Raw genomic sequence first — 19,724 nt, 5'->3', positions numbered from 1 at the left:
TATTGCTGCTTACAGCAAGTGATCTTGTAGGTAGTGTGCAACCGCATCTTCTGCGTTGCTGCCAATCACTTCGTTATTTGGCAATGCTTTCATCACTTTCTCGTGTGATGTACTCATGACCAATCCTTTACCTGCCATCGACAGCATCTCTACGTCATTCATGCCATCACCAAATGCCACGCAATTTTCTAACGTGAGGCCGAGTTTTTTCGCTACCGCTTCAAGAGCATGGCCTTTAGACACACCTGCACTCATTACTTCCAAGCACCATGGTGTTGAAAACGCAATATTCAGCTTATCGCCAAATTGTTCACGTAGTTTGTTTTCAAACACCACCAAGCGTTCGTGGTCTTGTGCTGGGTGAGTGAAGAAGATTTTCGCAATACCGTCAGTTGGCGCTTGGTCTTCATCGAATAAGACGTATGTGAATTCGTCATGGAAATCACGCAATGTTTCGTCGTCTTTGTTCATCAACCAACTGTCATTTTGATACATGTGGATTAGTATTTCTTGATCGTGCTTGATCGTGTCGATCACGCCTTGAACCAGTTCTGCAGGGACATTCTCGCTGTACATCAGCTGATCTTCCTGGTCATGCACACGGGCACCGTTCGAGGTGATCATGTAAGCCGGAATACCGACCTGACGACGGATGCTCGCAACGTCTACGTGGTGACGGCCTGTTGCAAAGACAAAGGTGTAACCCTTTTCATGCAGCGCTTTTAGCGTCTCTTTTGAGTAAGCACTGAGCTGATGGTTTGGTGCGAGTAACGTGCCATCCAGATCAGAGGCAACGATTTTAGTGATCTCTTTGCAAGGTAGCGATGTGCTCATGAAGTCCTCGTAAACGGTTTGGATAGTGTGGAACAGGTGATTGCAAACGGAGTACAGCAGACTGACTAGATCATGCTGCTCCGAATGCGGGGGAACTTTGGTCGGTTGCACCTGCATGGTTCAACGCAGCCAGACCCAAGCAGTGTACGTCAAAATGAGGATGAAAAAGAGGGTAAATCAATGTGCAGACATTTCCTCTTTAATCATGGCCGTGAAATGGTCGCCTAGAGTTCTTATTATGTTTTTTCGTTTGGCGATGATTTCGGGTCATTCATAAAGCGGAAGATCGCATCGAGTGCTTGATTACGATACTGGTCGGTCTCGAATAAGATCTCATGCTGTGCGCCTTCGATAGAAAGTAGCTCCGCATATGGGTTGGTTTTACGCAATTTATCGATAAAACGTTTTTGTGCCAGATTGCTGACAATACGATCGTTCCCAGCTTGAATCAGGAGCACCGGTACTTTGACTTGGCGAGTCAATAAAAAGCATTGTTTTGCTGCCATTAGCCCTTGCCATACCCATCGAGTGCTCGGTCCACCGACTTGCAGTTCCGGTTTTTCCGTATAGAGATTTCGGAACCATTGGTAGCGGCCGTAACTTTGGCTGAGTGGGTTATCTTCAAAGGGTTTAGGGAAGTAGGCCTGATGTCCTGGTGCATATCGTGGCAAAGTCGATACCGCTGACATAATTTGTGTCACTGGAATCGCTATTGGCGATAAGTACCATGGCAGATTAATACCAAACATAGGCGCACTAAAAATCAAGCCGGTAAAGGGATGTTCTGGGTGAGTTTGCAGATAACGTGTAGCGATTGCGCCGCCCATGGAGTGGGCAATGATGAAACATTGCTGATAGTCGCTAAGGTCGTGTTTGTTTACGACCACGTCCATATCGTCAATATAATCAGTAAAGTCATAGACGTGACCCATATCTGAGTCAGACAATAGACGATCTGATAAACCTTGTCCGCGGTGGTCAAAGGAATAGACGTCGAAGCCTTGGCGATAGAGATCGTAAAACAGTTCTTGGTATTTCCAGGAAGATTCAATGCGCCCATTAACGATGAGCACGGCTTTTTTATGTTCTGGGTTGGTCAGTTTGCACCAGTAGATGTTCTTTTTCTCAGTTCCTTTAACAAAGCCTTCTTGGCGAGTTTGCCAAAGTGCCGCGATCGGACCACCAATTGCTTGCTCAAATAATGACTCTTGAGTATAAGTCAAAGGTGAATGGTTAGTAGCCATTAGTCGATTACCTGAAGATACGTTGTTTACGCGATGTATCATCGAAGAATTAGTGAGGAAATGCAATGGATACCCACGTCTGGTTAGCTTATGTAGTAACTGCAATCGTTTTTAGTTTGGCTCCGGGGTCTGGCACGGTGAACTCAATCAGCAATGGTTTGAGTTACGGTACTCGCAAATCTTTGGGGGCTGTGATCGGTCTCCAAATTGGTTTGGCCATTCACATTGCGTTAGTTGGGGCGGGAATTGGTGCGCTGGTCGCACAGTCGGCAACGGCATTTTCTGTCATTAAATGGGTTGGCGCGGCTTATTTGGTTTGGTTGGGTATCCAGAAATGGCGAGACACTTCCAGCTTGGTGGCGGCTGAGAGCCACAAAGACATGTCTGGCATGGCACTCTTGTACAAAGCTATTTTGATTAACCTAACGAACCCTAAATCGATTGTTTTTCTGGTGGCGTTGTTTCCACAGTTTATTGACCCGGCACAAGACCAACTGACGCAACTGTTGGTGCTTGGTGTTACGACTGTTGTGATCGACGCGTGCGTGATGTTGGGTTACACCACCTTGGCGGCGCAAATGGGACGTTTTATTCGCTCCGATAAAATCATGGAGAAAATAAACAAAGTCTTCGGTTCAATGTTTATGGGTTGTGGTGCATTATTAGCAGCTGCAAAGTCATAAGCCATTTATAGGTCCTTCTTTAGCATGAATACAACGTATGTTGCTCGCCAGCCGATCTTTAACCGCAAAAGACAGACGCTGGGTTATGAATTGTTGTTTCGAGATGGGGAGAGTAATGCATACCCTTCGCATATTGAGTCAAACCGAGCAACATACCGATTAATTGTCGAGAATTTCCTATCTCTGGGCACTAACCCAGTGATTGCTTCTTCGCGATGCTTTATCAATTTTCCTCATCAAAGCTTGGTGCGTCGCTTACCGCGCAGCTTGCCAAAAAACAAAATCGTCGTCGAAGTCCTGGAAACTTGCCAGCCGACCGATGATCTTCTCGATGCGATTCGCGAGTTGTATCGAGAAGGTTATTTGATTGCGCTGGATGATTTCACCTTAACGCCGGAGTGGCGTCGCTTCTTACCTTACGTGCACATCGTTAAACTCGATATCATGGCAATGGGGCTGGAAAAAGCGTGTGCGTTGGTCAAAGCTCACCTTGCTAAACGCGTCAAATACCACTTTTTGGCGGAACGTGTTGAAACCGCAGAAGAGTTTGAGCAAGCCAAAGCGGCTGGCTTTAAGTTTTTCCAAGGCTACTTTTTTAGTAAGCCATTAGTTTCGCAAACAAAATACGTGAGCCCTGAGCAAGTGTTAGCGCTACAGCTTTTTCGTGAAGTCTGCTTACCAGAGCCAGACTTTACTCGTATTGAAACCATCATTACGCAAGATGTCGCGTTGTCGTACAAATTATTGCGCTTTGTAAATACGCAAGCGCCAAACCTCGCTGTCGAAATCAGCTCGTTTCGTCAGGCCTTGATCTACCTTGGTCAGGATAATCTTAAGCAGTTTGTCTCCTTGGTCGTGGCGTCGTATATCTCTAGTAACAAGCCTCGAGAGCTGTATCACCTTTCATTACAACGAGCGCAGTTCTGCCAATTAATGTCGCGTTATCAGCCATTTTCCCACCTCAACGAACAAGGGTTTATGGTCGGTTTATTATCGATTTTAGATGCGATGCTCGATTTGTCGGTGGAATCTTTAGTCAAGCAATTGCCACTTAGCGAATCCGTACAACAAGCCTTATTACATCGCAAGGGAGTTTATGGTGCGCTGATTTCTCTCGAAGAGTGTTACGAGCGTGCCGACTGGTCAGGCGTTGAAAAAATCACGACGCAGTTGGGATTGTCTTTGGAAGAGGTCAAGCTTTCGTTAGGCGAAGCGGTTCGCTGGAGTCAAAACGTCGCAACCGCGTAAATTTCTGCCGTATCTTTATTCTCTCTAACCGTTCTTCTCTCAATCTTTATTGGCTGTTTCGATGTGAAACTTTTATGACGATGATGGGTTCACTCTTGACGACATCTCAGAGTTAAATAAATATATGCGCATATCCATATATAGGTATGTTTATTATGCTTCCACATCAGTTTTTCAAGCTATTATCCGATGAAACGCGCGTACGTTGTTTAATGCTGGTGGCCCGTGAAGGCGAAACTTGCGTGGGTGATTTGGCGTTTGCGTTGCAAGAGAGTCAGCCGAAAGTTTCTCGTCATCTTGCTCAGTTACGCTCTAGTGGCATCTTGGTGGATAAACGCCGAGGGCAATGGGTGTACTACGAGTTATCGCAGCAATTACCAGGTTGGATGCGTAAGCTGATTGAAGACTTAGTGGCATCAAACTGTTTGAAGAAAGAGTACCAAGACGACATCACACGCTTGCACGATAAAAGTCGTGAGGCTTGCTGTTAATAGCAAACAGAGATTCAAGTTAGAAGATTAAAGGGTAAAACTATGACAATTAAAGTAGGCATTAATGGCTTTGGCCGAATTGGTCGTTTAGCACTGCGAGCGGCATTCGACTGGCCAGAGTTAGAGTTTGTGCAAATCAACGATGTCGCAGGTGATGCAGCGACGCTTGGCCACTTATTAGAGTTCGATTCAGTGCAAGGTCGTTGGCACCATGAAGTGCAGGTTGAGGGCAATGAACTCGTCATCAATGGCAAGCGCATCGCCACGACTCAGCAACGTGATATCGACGCTGTGAACTGGTCTGGCTGCGATGTTGTGATTGAAGCGACAGGTGTACACCGCAAAACCTCGTACCTAGACCAATACCTCGATCAAGGTGTGAAGCGCGTGGTGGTGAGTGCACCAGTGAAAGAAGAAGGTATTGCGAACATTGTAGTTGGCGTGAACGATCATATTTTCGACCCTGAAAAACATCGTATCGTGACAGCCGCTTCGTGCACAACAAACTGTATAGCGCCTGTGGTGAAAGTCATTCATGAGAAGTTGGGCATTGAGCAATCCTCTTTCACGACAATTCACGATTTGACCAATACGCAAACCATTTTGGATGCACCGCACAAAGATCTGCGCCGTGCTCGTGCGTGCGGCATGAGTCTTATCCCGACCACTACCGGTAGTGCGACTGCGATTGTGGAAATTTTCCCAGATTTAAAAGGCAAGATTAACGGCCACGCGGTACGTGTACCGTTGGCGAATGCGTCATTGACCGACATCATCTTCGATGTAAAACGCGATACCACAGCAGAAGAAGTGAATGCTTTGCTGAAAGAGGCGTCGGAAGGGGAGCTAAAAGGCATTCTTGGCTTTGAGGAACGTCCGTTAGTGTCGATCGATTACAAAGGCGACCAACGCTCAACCATCGTTGATGCACAATCCACCATGGTGGTTGGCTCACGAATGGTGAAGATTTACGCCTGGTACGACAATGAAATGGGATACGCAACGCGCACCGCAGAATTGGTTCGAAACGTTGGTCTGGCATAACAGGAGTTCATAATGTCTCATCCTACATGGCAATTAGATTTGGACTCTGGTGCATTAGTCCTAACACCGTGCCCGGGTACCAAAGGCGTCGAGTTGAAAGCGTCGTTGGAACAGTTGAAGGAGCAGGGGGTTCAAGCGGTCGTTACTGCATTGGACGATAGCGAGTTAGCAGCGAAAGACGTTGCGGCTTTGGGTGACACCACTCAGCAGCTGGGCATGAAATGGTTCCAGATCGAGATTGAAGATGACTGCGCACCAAGTGACGAATTTGCGGCGAAGTGGCAACAAGCTAGTCCGGAACTGCATGCGATTCTTGCTCAAGGTGGCAAAGTCGCGATGCACTGCATGGGCGGCTCGGGTCGTACAGGTTTGTTTGCGGCTCACTTGCTGCTAGAGAAGAAATGGCAGTTAGAAGATATCGTGCGAGAAGTGCAGGCTCTTCGCCCTGGTGCGTTTACAAAACCGGTGCAGCTTGAGTACATCGAACGCGTGGCGAAAGACGCTTGGTCAGCTTAAATAGCTTTTGGAACATCATGATCCAAAAGCTATGTTCCAGTTTATATAATGGAAAATAGGTCAGCAGTAAAACTAAAGATTTCAGTCTAAATTTTTGTTTTTATTGGTTATATTTTTCCATTTGTAAATTTCGGTGTGTTTGTGAATTCGAACTAAGGTTGTATCGCCTTATGGTTGGTGTACAGGTTAATAAGCATTTGGCTCATGATGATCTAAATGCTTCTATCGCTGTACATAAGAGGTCAATATGATTTCTCAATTGAGCAAAAGTATTCGTCAGTACATGTTAGTGACGTTTAACTATTGGAACTTTACCGTGACCGACGGAGCGCTGCGTATGCTGGTGGTGCTCTATTTTCACGACTTGGGTTATTCCACGTTAGCTATTGCCTCACTGTTCCTTTTCTATGAATTTTTTGGTGTGGTGACCAATTTGATTGGTGGTTGGTTGGGCGCAAGGTTAGGCCTGAACAAAACCATGAACATTGGTTTAGCGATGCAAGTGTTTGCGTTGTTGATGCTGGCAGTACCCAACGCATGGCTGACGATTCCTTGGGTGATGGCGGCGCAAGCTTTGTCGGGGATTGCCAAAGATCTCAACAAGATGAGTGCCAAGAGTGCGATTAAAACATTAGTACCAGACGAGCAGCAAGGCGCACTTTACAAATGGGTGGCCATTTTGACGGGCTCGAAGAACGCGCTCAAAGGAGCGGGTTTCTTTGTCGGTGGCTTGTTGTTGTCTTGGGTGGGTTTCCAAAACTCGATGTTTATTATGGCGAGTGTGCTGGCATTGGTGTTTGTTTGCAGCATGATCTGGCTAGAAGCTGACATGGGTAAAGCAAAGAGCAAACCTAAGTTTCGCCAAATTTTCTCCAAGTCCGAATCTATAAATATTTTATCTGCGGCACGTATGTTCTTGTTTGGGGCGCGTGATGTGTGGTTTGTGGTCGCTCTGCCTATTTATCTCGGCAGTGTGTTTGGCTGGGATCACTTGTGGGTCGGTGGCTTTTTAGCCGCATGGGTCATTGCTTATGGGTTTGTGCAAGGCTTTGCGCCGCGTATTACTGGCAAAGCGCAAGGTCGCGTGCCTGATGGTAGTGCAGCATTCGTATGGGCAGGAACTCTTGCGTTAATTACGGGCGGTATTGCTTATGGTGTGCAAATCGGCTGGCAGCCTGAGTTGGTAATTGTTGTGGGGTTAATGATTTTTGGTGCTGTGTTTGCCATTAACTCTTCACTTCACTCGTATCTGATTGTGAGCTATGCCAAAGGCGATGGTGTGTCTCTGGATGTTGGCTTCTATTACATGGCCAATGCGATGGGACGTTTGATTGGCACGGTATTATCGGGTTGGATCTACCAAGAGGCTGGTCTTGCGGCGTGCTTATGGGTCTCCTTTGCTTTCTTGGCGCTGACGACGTTGATTTCGATTAAGTTGCCAAAAGCTAACGTTGCCACAGCGTAAATTTTGCCCGGTGTTTTTATCTGTAGATCGTACAAAATGGCTCCAACTTGGAGCCATTTTTGTTTCTTATGCGCCGTTTGATGTAATCAAACTGTGTGGGTTTGGCATCGAGGGTGAATGCTGATGTTTGGTTCTCGTTAATTGATTAGAGTGGCGATGAAATCCCCGTTGTAGGTCATTGTTGCGTTAAAAATAAGCAAAAACAGATTGTTAACCATTTCACTGGCTGAGATTTACCCTATGCTATAAACGATAAGCGACTCAAAGTAGGGAAAGGTATGAGAGAAAGGGTTCTGTTTTTTGATTTATTGCGCTGCTTTGCTGCGGTGGCAGTGATCGCCATTCACGTCTTGGCCCCTTATCGAAATGAGTTAGGAGTGATCCCGTTTGACCAATGGTTGACGGCGGTAGGCGTTAATAGCGTTACCCGCTGGGCGGTGCCAGTTTTCATTCTGATCACCGGAGCGTTGATGCTCAGTGACACTCGACCATTTGACGGTAAGTATTATATCAAAAGGCGTTTAGGCAAAGTCTTAGTCCCATTTCTTATTTGGTCGATGTTTTATGCATACCTCTCTGGCTGGACGGCTCAAGGGTTTGACTTTGAAACCGTAAAAGAGGTGTTAAGCAATAGCCCATTCCACGCAACGTATTACCACCTCGGTTTTTTCTATTACTTTATACCGCTGTATTTTGTGATTCCGTTGTTCCAATGGATGGTACGCAACGTTGATGACAATGTGTTGTATACCTATCTCGCATTTTGGCTTTTCACCAGCACGCTGTTTTTGTTCAAGATTGATGGTCCGTGGAGTAACCAAATGTGGCTCTACATGGGTTACCTTCCTCTGGGTTATGTTCTATTTCAAAAAGTGCCTTTGAACCGCTCTATGGTGACCTTATTTACAGGGTTTGGCCTCGTCGCGTTGGCTGTGACATTTACTATGGTCGTGACGAACAGTTTAGAGGCGGAGAAGTACACGGTTGGACGCTGGCTTTCTTACAAAACACTGAATGTCATTCTAGCGGCTTCGATGATTTTCATGATCGGTCGTTACTTTGGGGAAGGCTTGTCACCAAAAGTACAAAAAGTGGTGAGTGTGATCAGTCAGCACAGCTTGGGGATTTACTTACTTCACCCAATTTTCTTATGGCCGATGAAAGCGTTTGGTTGGTACACCGGACATCCCGCATGGGTGATTCCAGTCTGGATCATTATCAGTGGAGCTGGAGCCTTGGCGATGAGCTATCTATTTTCTCGCTCTGCCAAGACTCGTTGGTTACTGCCTTAACGTTTGATGGCGAAGTGAAGGAATTTGTTACCACGATAGGTTAGCGTTCCTTTATCTCCAGGGTTGAGTGCATGGTAGTAGTGCACTCCAATTTGGAACTCTCGTTTAGGGCCAATAGAACCGCGTTGGACATAAATCCAATATTCTTGGTCGTCTTGGCCTGGTGGTGCATCTGGGACGTCGATAGCTTGCTTATCTAAAATAGTTACCTGTGCACTTTGTTCTGGAGCATCTTCGCCCACATAGTGCTTGCTATAGAAACGAAAAAATACCCATGCGCCCAAAGCAATAAGGGCGAACAGGGCGACAATAAGTGAGATTGGCATGTTAACCTCCGATGTTTCATTGAGCTCTATTCTACAGAACTCACTGATGAAACGATGAGTTGAGATAACTTATTCATAATCTAATGAAAGGGACATGAATTTTATTCGGCGCACTTCACGGTTTACCTCAATGGGCGCGCGATGAAATCGTTGCTTCATCTGCAAGCTACGTCACTAAAGCTGAACCAAGCAGCTTTCACTTGTCTGGCTATATGCGCTCAAGGGCACAAATTGAAAGTAAAATTGCACTTAACGGCTCGAAAAAGCTCTAAATTTATAGAAGAATAAAAATAACGAACACGGGAAGGGTCTGGTAAGGAGGGTTACGATGTCAGATATTGAAAAAGTAGTCATGCGTACCCGAACGATCGAAAAACTTTTGCGTACTCAGTACCATGCAGAAGGGAAAGGGTTACACCAACTTATTAATAGTTGTGAAGAACGTTTACCACATGACGTGATAGCGAAGCTTCGTTTTATCGCTACTGTGCGTAATAAAGTGGTTCACGAAGACGATTATAAGCTGGATGATCGGAAAGGCTTTATGGCGGCATGTGACGCTTGTGAAAAAGAGCTAACGCCAAGAAGCTCTCGTTTTATTTGGCGTGCAGCAATTTTGCTAATGACGTTGATTACGCTCGCCGCTCTTGGTTTCTACTACATGCATTGGGATATCTTGTCCAAACACATACAGTAGAAAAGCACAGATAAATAAAAAAGGACGCATTTGCGTCCTTTTTTATTTTTAATCAGTAGGTTAGTACATCATTGGCAGTGTCATTAAACCCACAACCACTGCAATCATTACCAGCCCTTGTTTTTGAGAAGATGAAATCATAACACTACCCCTTAATCTTTGATGAACTCGATGAATTTAATATAGCACTGTTTTTGGGGTTTGATCAACATATGCTCGATAATCTTTTCAAAAAATACACTTAACTTGTCTTTTTTTACGTGTTTTTGACTAATGAAACTGTGTTTTTTGTGTTGTATTTAAAATGCTCGCATTGTGTGATTGTTGTTCGTATTTCATTTAAGCATATGATTTTAAAGTGTCAATCTTGGTTTGTTGTTGGCTTGGAAATTGTTTTTTGTTTCGGCTGGTATGTTGATTGCCGATTTTGTCTGTGTTTCTCAAAAATTGAGAAAATAAAAAGATGTGCTATGGAGGTGCATCATTGAGTTGAGGTGTGGAAGGGGAATTTTCTTATCTAATGAGAAAATATGGGCTTAAAAAGTGTTTAGTGATTTGATGGTTTATGAAGTCGGTGTTTTCAATGGTTATTGAGAATGTGGCTTTATTTATCATTAGCTTACGTTCGTTATTTGATGTTTTTGTTATTGAGTTAAGTTTGATTTTTCATGTTGTTCTAATCTGTTCATCGGTGGTTTCTACTATTTTAGCTCGCTACCAAGACGATTTTCTTTTTTGTGTCTGTTATTTATTCTTGTTGCCTGTGATGTATGCAGTCTGATGGTTTAGTCATCAGTTTTTGACGTGATGGGTTACCAAGGCCATTGGGCTGGCTTTTAGTTAAATTGTTTTAATAAGCGCGGGTTACTGTGCCGTGTGATTTTATGAACTTGGCTCATGGGATAGGGCAGTGCCCCATATTTATGGCCGTCACTAAGGCTCATCGACTTAATTGTTGTGCAGACTGAGGGTTACAAAATGTTTCGAATCGCTAGCGAGATCCAACTTTCGCAGATTGTGTCTTTACATCAAAACTGGTCTACCTAGACTAGCGGCGAGTTTAAGTAAAAGGTGTATACGGCATGTGGAGTTGGCTGGCGATAGGGCTATCAGGTGTGTATTCCGTGTTGGGAGCAAAACAAGCTAACCCGACACAATCCCTCGTGTTTAAAATCTTTACTCTGCTACTTCTTCTTGTGTTGGTGTTAACTCAAGGCGCATCCGCAACATATACCTACTGGATTGCGGGTGGGCTTATTGTGTCTATGGTGGCAGATACGCTGCACTCGTTTAAAACTCGCAAGCTAATTTACTTTGCTGCGTATTTGCTTGCTCAGGTGTGCTACAGCAAGTCATTTTGGGTGCAGCTTAATGGTGAGATTGTCTGGTGGCTGTTGGCCCTACTGCTCGCAGCGAGTATCGTGGCGTTCTTTTTGTTGCTACCTCAACTCGACTCTCTGGTGTTTCCTGTTGTGATCATGGGGATGATGTTGGTTCAGCTTGCTTGGGCGGCGGGTGAAGTTTGGTTGCAGGCCCCGAGCTATGCCAATGCTATCGGTTTCAGCGGAACCCTAGTTTTGATCTATTCGGCGTTGGCGTATGCGATACACGGTTACCGAAAACCGATGAAACACGCCTATTTGTGGGTAAGTGGTAGCTACTTCTTTGCCCACGCCCTCATTGTTGCCTCTATCATTTACTAATTTAAGTCAAAGCAGCTCTCGAAGATTTCAGTAAACTGGACGTATTGTTCTTGATGACTGGAGTCAATAATGAGTGAAATCCATGCCCACGAGCTGCTAAACCTACTTCGAGAAACGCCAATGGATCGCGAAGCGCTGGCACAGCACTTTGGCAACACCGTTCGCTTTCACACCTGTAAACTGAATGATCTAGACTTAGATGCATTGCTAGCATTTTTGCTCAAGCGCGACAAAATCCGTGAGCTTGAAGGTAAGTTTGTGGTCAATATGGCGCGTGTCTGCAATCACTAAGCGGCGGCTATGATGCGAGGGTGAATATGCTGTTTTCGCCCTCAGCCATGTACTCACGTTGTCAGTTTGCTATACACTGGCCGCCATTTTTTAGGTGAGGCCAGAATATGGACATTCTTTCTGCAGCGACCATGCTGTTTCTAATCATGGACCCTCTCGGTAATTTGCCGATTGTGTTGTCTATTCTCAAGCACATCGATCCTAAGCGTCGCCGTAAGGTATTGATTCGTGAACTACTGTTTGCCTTACTAATCTTGATGTTGTTTCTGTTTGCAGGACAAAGCATCTTAAGTTTTTTGCATGTCCAGCCAGAAACGCTCAGCATTTCAGGTGGCATTATTCTCTTCATTATCGCGATTAAGATGATCTTTCCGAGTGCTGGCAGCATCACTGGACTGGCGGCAGGCGAGGAGCCCTTTATTGTTCCGATGGCCATTCCTATGATCGCGGGCCCTTCAGTGATTGCAGCATTGCTTTTGCTATCTTCACAGCATCCAGAAAAAATGTTGGAAATGTCCGCATCAGTTGTGATTGCGTGGGGCGCAACATTTTTTATTCTAATGTTTTATGGCTTCTTTAATCGTTTGTTGGGCGAGCGTGGCTTAAAAGCGGTAGAGCGTTTAATGGGCTTGTTGCTGGTGATGATCTCCACTCAAATGTTTTTGGATGGTGTTAAGAGTTATCTTGGGTGACGGAATAAACGCAATAAAAAAGCCGCTCTTGAGAGCGGCTTTTTAGTATTTGGGCGATTACATCATGTGTTTACGACGAATATCGAGCAGGGCAAAAATACCAAAGATCAGGATGGAATATTTTTCCCAACTGCTCATTTTAATTTTGTCGCCAAATGCGCCAATGAAGATGGCCATTTGTAAACCGTGCATGATGAACAAAAAAGCGGTCATGATGTACAGCGCAATCGCGGCATTACCGGGAAACGGCATAAAGATATTGAGGATCAATACTAACCAAACAAAGGCGATAGCCGCTTTGGCCAGCATAATTAGTGCTTTCATTTAAGTATCCTTTTAAATCGAGGTGTTATGCGGAGGTACGTTCATACAGACGATAGCTCACTTGGCCTGCTGTTTTTTCTCGATGTAATTGCCAGTTTTCTGGTAAGTCGGCAATATTGAGTTCTTTTTCTGTTTCAATATAAATCATCGCATCTTCCGCGAGCCAGCCATTTTGTTCTAGCAGAGCCACGGTCTCATCCAATAGACCTTTGCGAAACGGTGGGTCAATAAACACCACATGGTGAGCAGAACCCGGTTGCTTCAAAAAGCTCAGTGCGTCGGTATTTACCACTTGGATGTTGTTCGCGTTAAGAGAGGCCACATTCTTTTGTAACTGTTGGAAAGCTTGTGGGTTCAGCTCAACCATGGTCACTTGCTCTGCTTGGCGCGAAGCTGACTCAAATCCCAAGCCGCCAGAGCCAGCAAACAAGTCGAGACATTTTGCCTGCGGCACATCTTGAGCTAACCAGTTAAACAGCGTTTCTTTGACGCGATCTGTCGTGGGGCGTAAGCCTTCAGCATCGTGTACAGGAAGTTTTCTGCCTCTCCATAAGCCACTAATAATGCGAACAAAGCCCGTTGTTGGCTTTTTTTGTGATGAGTTTTGCTGGCGACGTCTTACCATAGATTTTTTGACCGCTAATAAAGTGATACTATATCTAATCGCCCAAGCAGTGAGCTTGGAGCTTGGATACAGCCCAGAATATTCAAGATGACAGAGTGTAACACTAATAAGATTAGAATTACCTAATCGGAAAGTTTTCACAACTTTGTCATTAGCCTTTTTTAGACAGATAATAATCTTGTCAAAAAAGAGTCATTAATAGATAAAAGAACAATCTAGGATAGCCCCAGATGACGGAAAAAAAGAAGCGCGGATTACTTTCGTGGCTAGGTTTTGGTGACGAAGAACAAAGCCCAAAACCAAAAACTGAAGAAACAGTAAAAGAAGAAGCAGTGGAAGCGCCTTCTGAAGAGCAGCAAACCGACGCGGCTGCTGAGCAAGCGGAAGCAATGCCAGAACTTGAAGAAGAATCGAAAAAAGCGGAGGCTGCCCCAGCAGAAGCAGAAGCAGAAGCAGAAGCAGAAGAGCCTGCTGCACCTCGCGTTCAAGAACAAGAAAAGCCAACAGAGAGCTTTTTTGCTCGCCTCAAACGCAGCCTAAGCCGCACAAAAGCAAACATCGGCGCTGGCTTCTTCGGTCTGTTCAGCGGTAAGAAAATCGATGAAGACTTATTTGAAGAGCTAGAAGAGCAACTGCTTATTGCTGATGTGGGCATGAATACCACAACAAAAATTATCAACAACCTGACAGAAAAAGCCACACGTGGCGATCTAAAAGACGGCGAAGCCCTTTATGGTTTGTTGAAAGAAGAAATGGCTGAGATTCTTTCTAAAGTCGAGCAGCCACTAGAAATCGATAGCAACAAAACGCCTTATGTTATCTTAATGGTGGGTGTAAATGGCGTGGGTAAAACCACGACCATCGGTAAGCTTGCCAAGCAGTTCCAAACTCAAGGCAAAAAAGTGATGCTTGCAGCGGGCGATACTTTCCGTGCCGCAGCGGTTGAGCAGCTACAAGTGTGGGGTGAACGTAATAATGTTCCTGTGATTGCTCAACATACTGGCGCAGACAGTGCTTCTGTTATCTATGATGCGATTGAAGCGGCAAAAGCACGTGGTGTGGATGTTGTGATTGCTGATACAGCGGGTCGTCTACAGAACAAAGCGAACCTAATGGAAGAGCTGCGTAAGATTGTACGTGTGATGAAGAAAATTGATGACTCTGCACCACACGAGATCATGCTGACGCTAGACGCAGGTACAGGGCAAAATGCCATCAGCCAAGCGAAACTTTTCAGTGATGTTGCCCCTCTAACCGGGATTACTTTGACTAAGCTGGATGGTACAGCCAAGGGCGGCGTAATTTTCGCTATTGCTGATCAGTTTGGTATTCCAATTCGTTACATTGGTGTGGGTGAAGGTATCGAAGACTTGCGTCCATTTGAAACTCAAGAGTTTATTGACGCACTGTTTAGTCGTGAAGAATAAAAAGAGTTAGAGGAAATCAACGGTGATCAAATTTCAGCAAGTAAGCAAAGCTTACCGAGGTGGTCGACAAGCACTGCAAAAAGTCGATTTTCACCTGAGGCGCGGTGAAATGGCGTTTTTAGGCGGGCATTCCGGGGCTGGTAAAAGTACCTTGCTGAAATTGATCTGCGCGATAGAGCGACCAACTGATGGGAAAATCCATTTTAATGGCCACGACATCACGCGTATTCCAAGCAAAGACATCCCTTTTTTGCGCCGCAATATTGGGATTGTTTTTCAAGATCATCGCCTATTGATGGATCGCAGCGTATACGACAATGTCGCTCTGCCGATGCGCATCGAATCGATTTCTGAAAACGAAATCAAACGCCGCGTTTCTGCGGCGTTAGATAAAACGGGCTTGCTTGATAAGGCTCGTTGCCTGCCGAGCCAACTCTCTGGTGGTGAGCAACAACGCGTCGGTATTGCTCGTGCCGTAGTCAATCGACCAACGTTGCTGGTGGCTGATGAGCCGACAGGTAACCTCGATCCCGAACTATCCAATCGTGTATTGCGGTTGTTCGAAGAATTTAATCGTGCGGGAGTGACCATCTTACTCGCCACGCACGATGTGGGGTTAGTAAACACTCGCCCACAGTATCGTCATTTTGAATTAAACCAAGGCTTCCTAAGTGAGGTAGAAGACTATGACAGGTAACAAGCACTCCCAAAAGAAGGGGAAAGGCCGCAGTGCCAAGCGTGCAAATACCGATGGTTTTTTCTCTGTCCACGCAAAACAAGCAAAATCCTCTTTTAGCGCCTTATGGCAACGACCTTTAGGTAATATCCTGACCCTAGCCGTTATTTCAATGGCTCTTGCTATGCCTGCTTGTTTGTATCTAATGGGGAAAAACGTTGCGGGGGCAGCGGAAGATGTCGCCTCTCCTTCGCAAGTTAGTGCTTACTTAGTAGAAGGCATGCCGGATGCACGTGTGATGGTTCTCAAAGATCAAATTGAAACTTGGCCTTTGGTAAAAGAAGTAGAATATATTTCTCCACAGCAAGGTCTGTCTGATTTGAGCCAATATGCAGGATTCGATCAGGCTATCAGCCTTTTAAGTGGCTATGCGCTACCCGGTGTGTTGGTGATTACGCCAGACTCGGAGCTAAAAAGTGATATTCAGTCATTAGCCAAAGACGTTCGAGAGCAACAAGATGTGACCGATGTGAGACTTGACGAAGACTGGCTGGCGCGTCTTGATGCGATCAAAACTCTCGCGAGTATTATTGTCATTACTCTGACAGTGTTGATGCTCGGTGCGGTATTTTTAATCGTTGGCAACACGTTGCGATTTAATGTGCTGGCGAATAAAGAAGAGATTCAAACCATGAAACTGATCGGTGCGACGGACAGTTTTATTCTGCGCCCTTATTTGTACACGGGTATGTGGTTTGGCGTATTAGGTGCCACCATCGCGTGGTTGGTAACGGCTTTAGTGACCATTGTTATGAATAGTGCGGTGGAAGATCTTGCTGCATTGTACGACAGCCAGTTTCGCCTGATTGGTCTAAGCTGGGATGAATCTTTGTTATTAATCATCATTGGTAGTCTTTTGGGATGCATTGCGGCGCGCTTTTCTGCGCAACGACATTTAAAAGAAATTGAACCAGTTTAAGTGATGAAGGTCTTACTACTTGGATTTTATTAGCACTAGCTAATCTGGATCCCTTGTTTAGACCGAATGTTTATGGATAATTGCTTCCCCTTCTTGAAACTTGTTCATTTTGAGTTCAAGATATCGAAGCTAAATTTGCAATGTAATGCTCCAGATCAGAGATTGATGAGGAATTGAATGACAAAAGAAGCGTATCCGATGGCTCTAGTCACGCAAGATAGCCTTGATAGCTATATTCGCTCAGTAAACAGCTACCCAATGCTGACTGCAGACGAAGAGCGTGAGCTGGCAGAACGATTACACTACAAAGGTGAGATTGAGGCTGCAAAAGGTCTAATTCTTTCGCACCTACGATTCGTTGTTCACGTTGCTCGTGGTTACTCTGGCTACGGTTTGCCAATGGCGGACCTTGTGCAAGAGGGTAACATCGGTCTAATGAAAGCCGTTAAGCGTTTTAACCCAGAGGTAGGGGTTCGCTTGGTGTCTTTTGCTGTCCACTGGATCAAAGCAGAGATCCACGAATACGTGCTACGTAACTGGCGTATCGTGAAAATTGCGACCACTAAAGCGCAACGTAAGTTGTTCTTCAACTTGCGTAAGTCGAAAAAGCGCTTGGGTTGGTTTAACAACGGTGAAGTCGAAACCGTTGCGCGTGAGTTAGGTGTTGAGCCTTCTGAAGTTCGCGAGATGGAATCACGCTTAGCGGCGGTGGATTCAACCTTTGATATGCCAACTGACGAAGACGACAGCTCAAACGCTTACACAGCGCCAATGCTGTACCTAGAAGACAAATCGTCTGATGTGGCTGACAACATCGAAGCTGCAAACTGGGAAATGCATACCAATAATCGTCTGGGTCATGCATTAGCGAGTTTGGATGAGCGTAGTCAGCGCATCGTGCGTTCTCGTTGGTTAGATGATGAGAAAGCAACATTGCAAGACTTAGCTGATGAGTTCGGTGTTTCTGCCGAGCGTATTCGCCAGCTAGAAAAAAACGCAATGAAGAAACTAAAATTGGCCGTGGGTGAATTTTAATTTCCACTGCTAATTGAAAGTAAGATTTTCATAGAAAGCCGAGATCATGTGATCTCGGCTTTTTTATTGTCGATCGAAAATCGATAGCGTTTGCGATCCGGATTTTATGTGCTACCTGTGTATAACTCTGTGAAGTAATTATTTATCAACTGTTCGAAACCCGGACAAAATAAGGGATTCAAGCACTTTTCCATCTGGGGATAGTTATAGATATACACACAGTTAGATCAGGATCATCACTACATATTGTGGATCAAAAGATCCAAATACACCTTATCAACGCAATTCACAGCTTTATCCACAAATGGTTGGAATGTGTACACTTTTGAAAGCCCTGATTATCCATGTGTCTAAGTTTGCCGTTGGATAGGTTACAATAGCGGCAGTATACCCAAGCGGCTTCAAATATAGATTTTATGCTGTACCACGGGTGCTGATTAGCACGTTAGGTTCGAGGTTGCTTGGGTATATTAATAAGACAATGAGAAAGTAAATGGATCAGTTTAAGCATATCGATGTACAAGGTGCGCAAGCGCTGCTCGAGCAGGGTGATGCGAAGCTTGTAGATATCCGTGACCCTCAATCGTTTGCCGTTGCGCATGCGGAGTCCGCGTATCACTTAACTAACGATACGATCGTTGCGTTTATGGATGAAGTGGAGTTCGAACAACCTATTCTGGTGATGTGTTACCACGGCATTAGTAGCCAAGGTGCGGCGCAATATTTAGTTAACCAAGGCTTTGAACAGGTGTACAGTGTGGATGGTGGCTTTGAAGCCTGGCATCGAGCAGAACTACCGATAGTGAGAAGTTAATGAAGAGATTGGTAACGTTAAATAATCCACGTATGGCACAAGCCTTTATTGATTATATGGCCTCTCGCCAAATTGACATCGAAATGATGCCAGAAGGGGATGGGCAATTTGCGCTGTGGCTGACTGATAGCCAGCATGAAATAGAAGCGGAAGCCGAACTTAAGCAGTTCCTTGCTAACCCGTCTGATTCAAAATACAGCGCCGCCTCGTGGGACGTTGCCGATACTCGCAAGAGCACCTTTCATTATTCTAGCCCGAGTATCATGAGCATGGTCAAAGCAAAAGCCGGCCCAATGACTTTGCTGATCATGACGGTGTGTACCATCATCTACTTGTTACAAATGTTTGGCTTTGGCAATGGCGTGTTTAAGTTGTTGCACTTCCCAGCCTTTGAGGGACAACAATGGCAAGTGTGGCGATGGCTAAGCCATGCGTTACTGCACTTTTCAGTGACTCACATCGTGTTCAACTTACTATGGTGGTGGCAGTTGGGGGGCGACATCGAACGTCGTCTCGGTTCCGGTAAGCTATTGCAACTCTTTGTAGTATCAGCAGCGCTTTCTGGGGCTGGCCAATTCTATGTTGAAGGGGCAAACTTCGGTGGCTTGTCTGGCGTGGTCTATGCACTGCTTGGCTATTTGTGGATATTGGGTTACCGCTTGCCACATTTAGGCCTTACGCTACCCAAGCCAATCATCGTTTTTATGTTGGTATGGTTAGTTCTTGGTTTTGTGCAGCCGTTCATGGCGATTGCAAACACCGCTCACTTAGTGGGTTTACTGTCGGGGATGGCGATTGCGCTGTTTGATTCAGGCAAGATGAAATACCAACAGCAAGCCTAAAGCTGAAATGAAAAGACCGCTCAAGAGCGGTCTTTTTTATGTTCAAAACGATTTGGGTTTATTGGTAAAGGTATTTTGTAAACAACAAATCGGCAATGATGGTTTTACCTGTTTCGGGCAAAAGTGTTTCGTTGAGGGTCGTCACTAAGGTTTTGCGCAGATCTTCTCGGCCAGAAAGGGACTTAATAGTATCTTCTGTTTGCTTACCCAGTAATTCAATCACTGCATCGCGAATCAAAGGTTGGTGATGCTCAACAATCGATAAATCTTGTTGGCTCATTACCATGATGTCGATGCGCACTTGCACATAACCTAACTTTTTGCCTTTGGTGTAAAAGTTAGTAGTGAGATCAGGCTCAAGGGTAAAGTATGCCAACTTAGGTCCAGCTTCTTCCGTTTCAGCCCAACTTGGTGCGGCGAACAGTATGGTTAACGCAAAAATAATTTGGGCTATATAACGTTTGTACATATTTCTA

At 45.2% G+C, this 19,724-nt stretch carries 23 protein-coding genes; 17 read left to right on the top strand and 6 right to left on the bottom strand.

What is annotated here, in order from left to right; translation table 11 throughout:
• Positions 1 to 9: 9 nt before the first annotated feature.
• Both MTR11_RS00190 and MTR11_RS00185 read right to left on the bottom strand, forming a co-directional pair.
• Positions 10 to 834: a Cof-type HAD-IIB family hydrolase gene (locus MTR11_RS00190; RefSeq protein WP_243326854.1), complete on the bottom strand. Its 825-nt coding sequence runs from the start codon at positions 832 to 834 to the stop codon at positions 10 to 12.
• A 236-nt stretch (positions 835 to 1,070) separates the two neighbouring features.
• Positions 1,071 to 2,078, bottom strand: a complete 1,008-nt coding sequence (locus tag MTR11_RS00185) for an alpha/beta fold hydrolase (protein WP_243326853.1) — start codon at positions 2,076 to 2,078, stop codon at positions 1,071 to 1,073.
• Positions 2,079 to 2,143: 65 nt separating this feature from the next.
• Between MTR11_RS00185 and rhtB the strand changes: the two genes are divergently transcribed.
• From rhtB to MTR11_RS00150, 7 genes are all read left to right on the top strand, one after another.
• Entirely contained in the window at positions 2,144 to 2,761 is a 618-nt protein-coding gene (gene rhtB / locus MTR11_RS00180) for a homoserine/homoserine lactone efflux protein (protein ID WP_243326852.1), read from the top strand.
• A gap of 24 nt (positions 2,762 to 2,785) precedes the next feature.
• Positions 2,786 to 4,009, top strand: a complete 1,224-nt coding sequence (locus MTR11_RS00175; RefSeq protein WP_243326851.1) for an EAL and HDOD domain-containing protein — start codon at positions 2,786 to 2,788, stop codon at positions 4,007 to 4,009.
• 155 nt (positions 4,010 to 4,164) lie between these two features.
• On the top strand, positions 4,165 to 4,500 hold the full coding sequence (locus tag MTR11_RS00170) for a metalloregulator ArsR/SmtB family transcription factor (RefSeq protein WP_182037233.1): 336 nt from the start codon (positions 4,165 to 4,167) through the stop codon (positions 4,498 to 4,500).
• A 42-nt stretch (positions 4,501 to 4,542) separates the two neighbouring features.
• Positions 4,543 to 5,544: an ArsJ-associated glyceraldehyde-3-phosphate dehydrogenase gene (locus MTR11_RS00165; RefSeq protein WP_005393824.1), complete on the top strand. Its 1,002-nt coding sequence runs from the start codon at positions 4,543 to 4,545 to the stop codon at positions 5,542 to 5,544.
• Positions 5,545 to 5,556: 12 nt separating this feature from the next.
• Complete coding sequence (locus MTR11_RS00160; protein ID WP_104969943.1) at positions 5,557 to 6,060, top strand: cyclin-dependent kinase inhibitor 3 family protein; 504 nt, start codon at positions 5,557 to 5,559, stop codon at positions 6,058 to 6,060.
• A gap of 247 nt (positions 6,061 to 6,307) precedes the next feature.
• Positions 6,308 to 7,525: an organoarsenical effux MFS transporter ArsJ gene (gene arsJ, locus MTR11_RS00155; RefSeq protein WP_243326850.1), complete on the top strand. Its 1,218-nt coding sequence runs from the start codon at positions 6,308 to 6,310 to the stop codon at positions 7,523 to 7,525.
• Between the two features lie 278 nt (positions 7,526 to 7,803).
• Entirely contained in the window at positions 7,804 to 8,817 is a 1,014-nt protein-coding gene (locus MTR11_RS00150; protein WP_005393819.1) for an acyltransferase, read from the top strand.
• Here the strand turns inward: MTR11_RS00150 and MTR11_RS00145 are convergent.
• A complete protein-coding gene (locus MTR11_RS00145; protein WP_012841295.1) occupies positions 8,814 to 9,143 on the bottom strand; it encodes a DUF2500 domain-containing protein in 330 nt (109 codons plus the stop codon). The two genes, MTR11_RS00150 and MTR11_RS00145, sit on opposite strands and share 4 nt — an antisense overlap.
• A 328-nt stretch (positions 9,144 to 9,471) precedes the next feature.
• On the opposite strand from MTR11_RS00145, the gene MTR11_RS00140 reads away from it, so the two are divergent.
• The 4 genes from MTR11_RS00140 (at position 9,472) to MTR11_RS00125 (ending at position 12,526) form a co-directional block, all read left to right on the top strand.
• Positions 9,472 to 9,840, top strand: coding sequence for a hypothetical protein (locus tag MTR11_RS00140; RefSeq protein WP_005393815.1), 369 nt, complete (start codon positions 9,472 to 9,474; stop codon positions 9,838 to 9,840).
• 1,082 nt (positions 9,841 to 10,922) lie between these two features.
• The gene (locus MTR11_RS00135) at positions 10,923 to 11,543 is read left to right on the top strand and encodes a lysoplasmalogenase (RefSeq protein WP_005393811.1); all 621 of its coding nucleotides are present in this window, start codon (positions 10,923 to 10,925) and stop codon (positions 11,541 to 11,543) included.
• A 69-nt stretch (positions 11,544 to 11,612) separates the two neighbouring features.
• Complete coding sequence (locus MTR11_RS00130) at positions 11,613 to 11,834, top strand: YecH family metal-binding protein (protein ID WP_005393809.1); 222 nt, start codon at positions 11,613 to 11,615, stop codon at positions 11,832 to 11,834.
• Between the two features lie 107 nt (positions 11,835 to 11,941).
• Positions 11,942 to 12,526, top strand: a complete 585-nt coding sequence (locus tag MTR11_RS00125; protein ID WP_005393807.1) for a YhgN family NAAT transporter — start codon at positions 11,942 to 11,944, stop codon at positions 12,524 to 12,526.
• A gap of 57 nt (positions 12,527 to 12,583) precedes the next feature.
• Here the strand turns inward: MTR11_RS00125 and MTR11_RS00120 are convergent, their stop codons facing one another.
• Together MTR11_RS00120 and rsmD are read right to left on the bottom strand one after the other, a co-directional pair.
• On the bottom strand, positions 12,584 to 12,850 hold the full coding sequence (locus MTR11_RS00120) for a DUF1145 domain-containing protein (protein ID WP_005378704.1): 267 nt from the start codon (positions 12,848 to 12,850) through the stop codon (positions 12,584 to 12,586).
• A 25-nt stretch (positions 12,851 to 12,875) separates the two neighbouring features.
• Positions 12,876 to 13,475: a 16S rRNA (guanine(966)-N(2))-methyltransferase RsmD gene (gene rsmD / locus MTR11_RS00115; protein ID WP_005378702.1), complete on the bottom strand. Its 600-nt coding sequence runs from the start codon at positions 13,473 to 13,475 to the stop codon at positions 12,876 to 12,878.
• A gap of 230 nt (positions 13,476 to 13,705) precedes the next feature.
• On the opposite strand from rsmD, the gene ftsY reads away from it, so the two are divergent.
• From ftsY to glpG, 6 genes are all read left to right on the top strand, one after another.
• Positions 13,706 to 14,902: a signal recognition particle-docking protein FtsY gene (gene ftsY / locus MTR11_RS00110; protein WP_243326849.1), complete on the top strand. Its 1,197-nt coding sequence runs from the start codon at positions 13,706 to 13,708 to the stop codon at positions 14,900 to 14,902.
• 22 nt (positions 14,903 to 14,924) lie between these two features.
• Positions 14,925 to 15,599: a cell division ATP-binding protein FtsE gene (ftsE, locus tag MTR11_RS00105; protein ID WP_243326848.1), complete on the top strand. Its 675-nt coding sequence runs from the start codon at positions 14,925 to 14,927 to the stop codon at positions 15,597 to 15,599.
• The gene (gene ftsX / locus MTR11_RS00100; protein ID WP_243326847.1) at positions 15,589 to 16,557 is read left to right on the top strand and encodes a permease-like cell division protein FtsX; all 969 of its coding nucleotides are present in this window, start codon (positions 15,589 to 15,591) and stop codon (positions 16,555 to 16,557) included. The genes ftsE and ftsX overlap by 11 nt, the downstream gene beginning before the upstream one ends.
• A gap of 177 nt (positions 16,558 to 16,734) precedes the next feature.
• Positions 16,735 to 17,592 carry an RNA polymerase sigma factor RpoH gene (rpoH, locus tag MTR11_RS00095; protein ID WP_005378693.1) on the top strand — a complete coding sequence of 286 codons (858 nt, stop codon included), beginning with the start codon at positions 16,735 to 16,737 and terminating at the stop codon, positions 17,590 to 17,592.
• A gap of 493 nt (positions 17,593 to 18,085) precedes the next feature.
• Positions 18,086 to 18,406 (top strand): thiosulfate sulfurtransferase GlpE, encoded by a 321-nt coding sequence (glpE, locus tag MTR11_RS00090; protein WP_005378691.1) that lies wholly within the window; start codon positions 18,086 to 18,088, stop codon positions 18,404 to 18,406.
• Positions 18,406 to 19,248 (top strand): rhomboid family intramembrane serine protease GlpG, encoded by an 843-nt coding sequence (gene glpG, locus MTR11_RS00085; RefSeq protein WP_005393785.1) that lies wholly within the window; start codon positions 18,406 to 18,408, stop codon positions 19,246 to 19,248. Before glpE ends, glpG begins: the two co-directional genes overlap by 1 nt.
• Before the next feature lie 58 nt (positions 19,249 to 19,306).
• On the opposite strand, the gene MTR11_RS00080 is transcribed toward glpG, so the two are convergent.
• Positions 19,307 to 19,717 (bottom strand): flagellar basal body-associated protein FliL, encoded by a 411-nt coding sequence (locus MTR11_RS00080; protein ID WP_046874381.1) that lies wholly within the window; start codon positions 19,715 to 19,717, stop codon positions 19,307 to 19,309.
• Between the last annotated feature and the right edge of the window lie 7 nt (positions 19,718 to 19,724).

The organism is Vibrio sp. CCB-PB317, from assembly GCF_022808245.1.
GTDB lineage: Bacteria > Pseudomonadota > Gammaproteobacteria > Enterobacterales > Vibrionaceae > Vibrio > Vibrio diabolicus.
The sequence above is the reverse complement of the archived record's forward strand: the minus strand, read 5'-3'. Positions and strand labels throughout refer to the sequence as shown.

Bases quoted from the DNA above. Each gene is read 5' to 3' on its own strand.
- MTR11_RS00150 (WP_005393819.1), top strand. From the start codon at position 7,804: ATGAGAGAAAGGGTTCTGTTTTTTGATTTATTGCGCTGCTTTGCTGCG.
- MTR11_RS00130 (WP_005393809.1), top strand. From the start codon at position 11,613: ATGAGTGAAATCCATGCCCACGAGCTGCTAAACCTACTTCGAGAAACG.
- MTR11_RS00080 (WP_046874381.1), bottom strand. From the start codon at position 19,717: ATGTACAAACGTTATATAGCCCAAATTATTTTTGCGTTAACCATACTG.
- MTR11_RS00120 (WP_005378704.1), bottom strand. From the start codon at position 12,850: ATGAAAGCACTAATTATGCTGGCCAAAGCGGCTATCGCCTTTGTTTGG.
- MTR11_RS00185 (WP_243326853.1), bottom strand. From the start codon at position 2,078: ATGGCTACTAACCATTCACCTTTGACTTATACTCAAGAGTCATTATTT.
- MTR11_RS00135 (WP_005393811.1), top strand. From the start codon at position 10,923: ATGTGGAGTTGGCTGGCGATAGGGCTATCAGGTGTGTATTCCGTGTTG.
- MTR11_RS00170 (WP_182037233.1), top strand. From the start codon at position 4,165: ATGCTTCCACATCAGTTTTTCAAGCTATTATCCGATGAAACGCGCGTA.
- MTR11_RS00145 (WP_012841295.1), bottom strand. From the start codon at position 9,143: ATGCCAATCTCACTTATTGTCGCCCTGTTCGCCCTTATTGCTTTGGGC.
- ftsY (WP_243326849.1), top strand. From the start codon at position 13,706: ATGACGGAAAAAAAGAAGCGCGGATTACTTTCGTGGCTAGGTTTTGGT.
- MTR11_RS00140 (WP_005393815.1), top strand. From the start codon at position 9,472: ATGTCAGATATTGAAAAAGTAGTCATGCGTACCCGAACGATCGAAAAA.
- MTR11_RS00160 (WP_104969943.1), top strand. From the start codon at position 5,557: ATGTCTCATCCTACATGGCAATTAGATTTGGACTCTGGTGCATTAGTC.
- MTR11_RS00165 (WP_005393824.1), top strand. From the start codon at position 4,543: ATGACAATTAAAGTAGGCATTAATGGCTTTGGCCGAATTGGTCGTTTA.
- MTR11_RS00175 (WP_243326851.1), top strand. From the start codon at position 2,786: ATGAATACAACGTATGTTGCTCGCCAGCCGATCTTTAACCGCAAAAGA.
- glpG (WP_005393785.1), top strand. From the start codon at position 18,406: ATGAAGAGATTGGTAACGTTAAATAATCCACGTATGGCACAAGCCTTT.
- MTR11_RS00190 (WP_243326854.1), bottom strand. From the start codon at position 834: ATGAGCACATCGCTACCTTGCAAAGAGATCACTAAAATCGTTGCCTCT.
- ftsX (WP_243326847.1), top strand. From the start codon at position 15,589: ATGACAGGTAACAAGCACTCCCAAAAGAAGGGGAAAGGCCGCAGTGCC.
- rpoH (WP_005378693.1), top strand. From the start codon at position 16,735: ATGACAAAAGAAGCGTATCCGATGGCTCTAGTCACGCAAGATAGCCTT.
- MTR11_RS00125 (WP_005393807.1), top strand. From the start codon at position 11,942: ATGGACATTCTTTCTGCAGCGACCATGCTGTTTCTAATCATGGACCCT.
- arsJ (WP_243326850.1), top strand. From the start codon at position 6,308: ATGATTTCTCAATTGAGCAAAAGTATTCGTCAGTACATGTTAGTGACG.
- rhtB (WP_243326852.1), top strand. From the start codon at position 2,144: ATGGATACCCACGTCTGGTTAGCTTATGTAGTAACTGCAATCGTTTTT.
- rsmD (WP_005378702.1), bottom strand. From the start codon at position 13,475: ATGGTAAGACGTCGCCAGCAAAACTCATCACAAAAAAAGCCAACAACG.
- glpE (WP_005378691.1), top strand. From the start codon at position 18,086: ATGGATCAGTTTAAGCATATCGATGTACAAGGTGCGCAAGCGCTGCTC.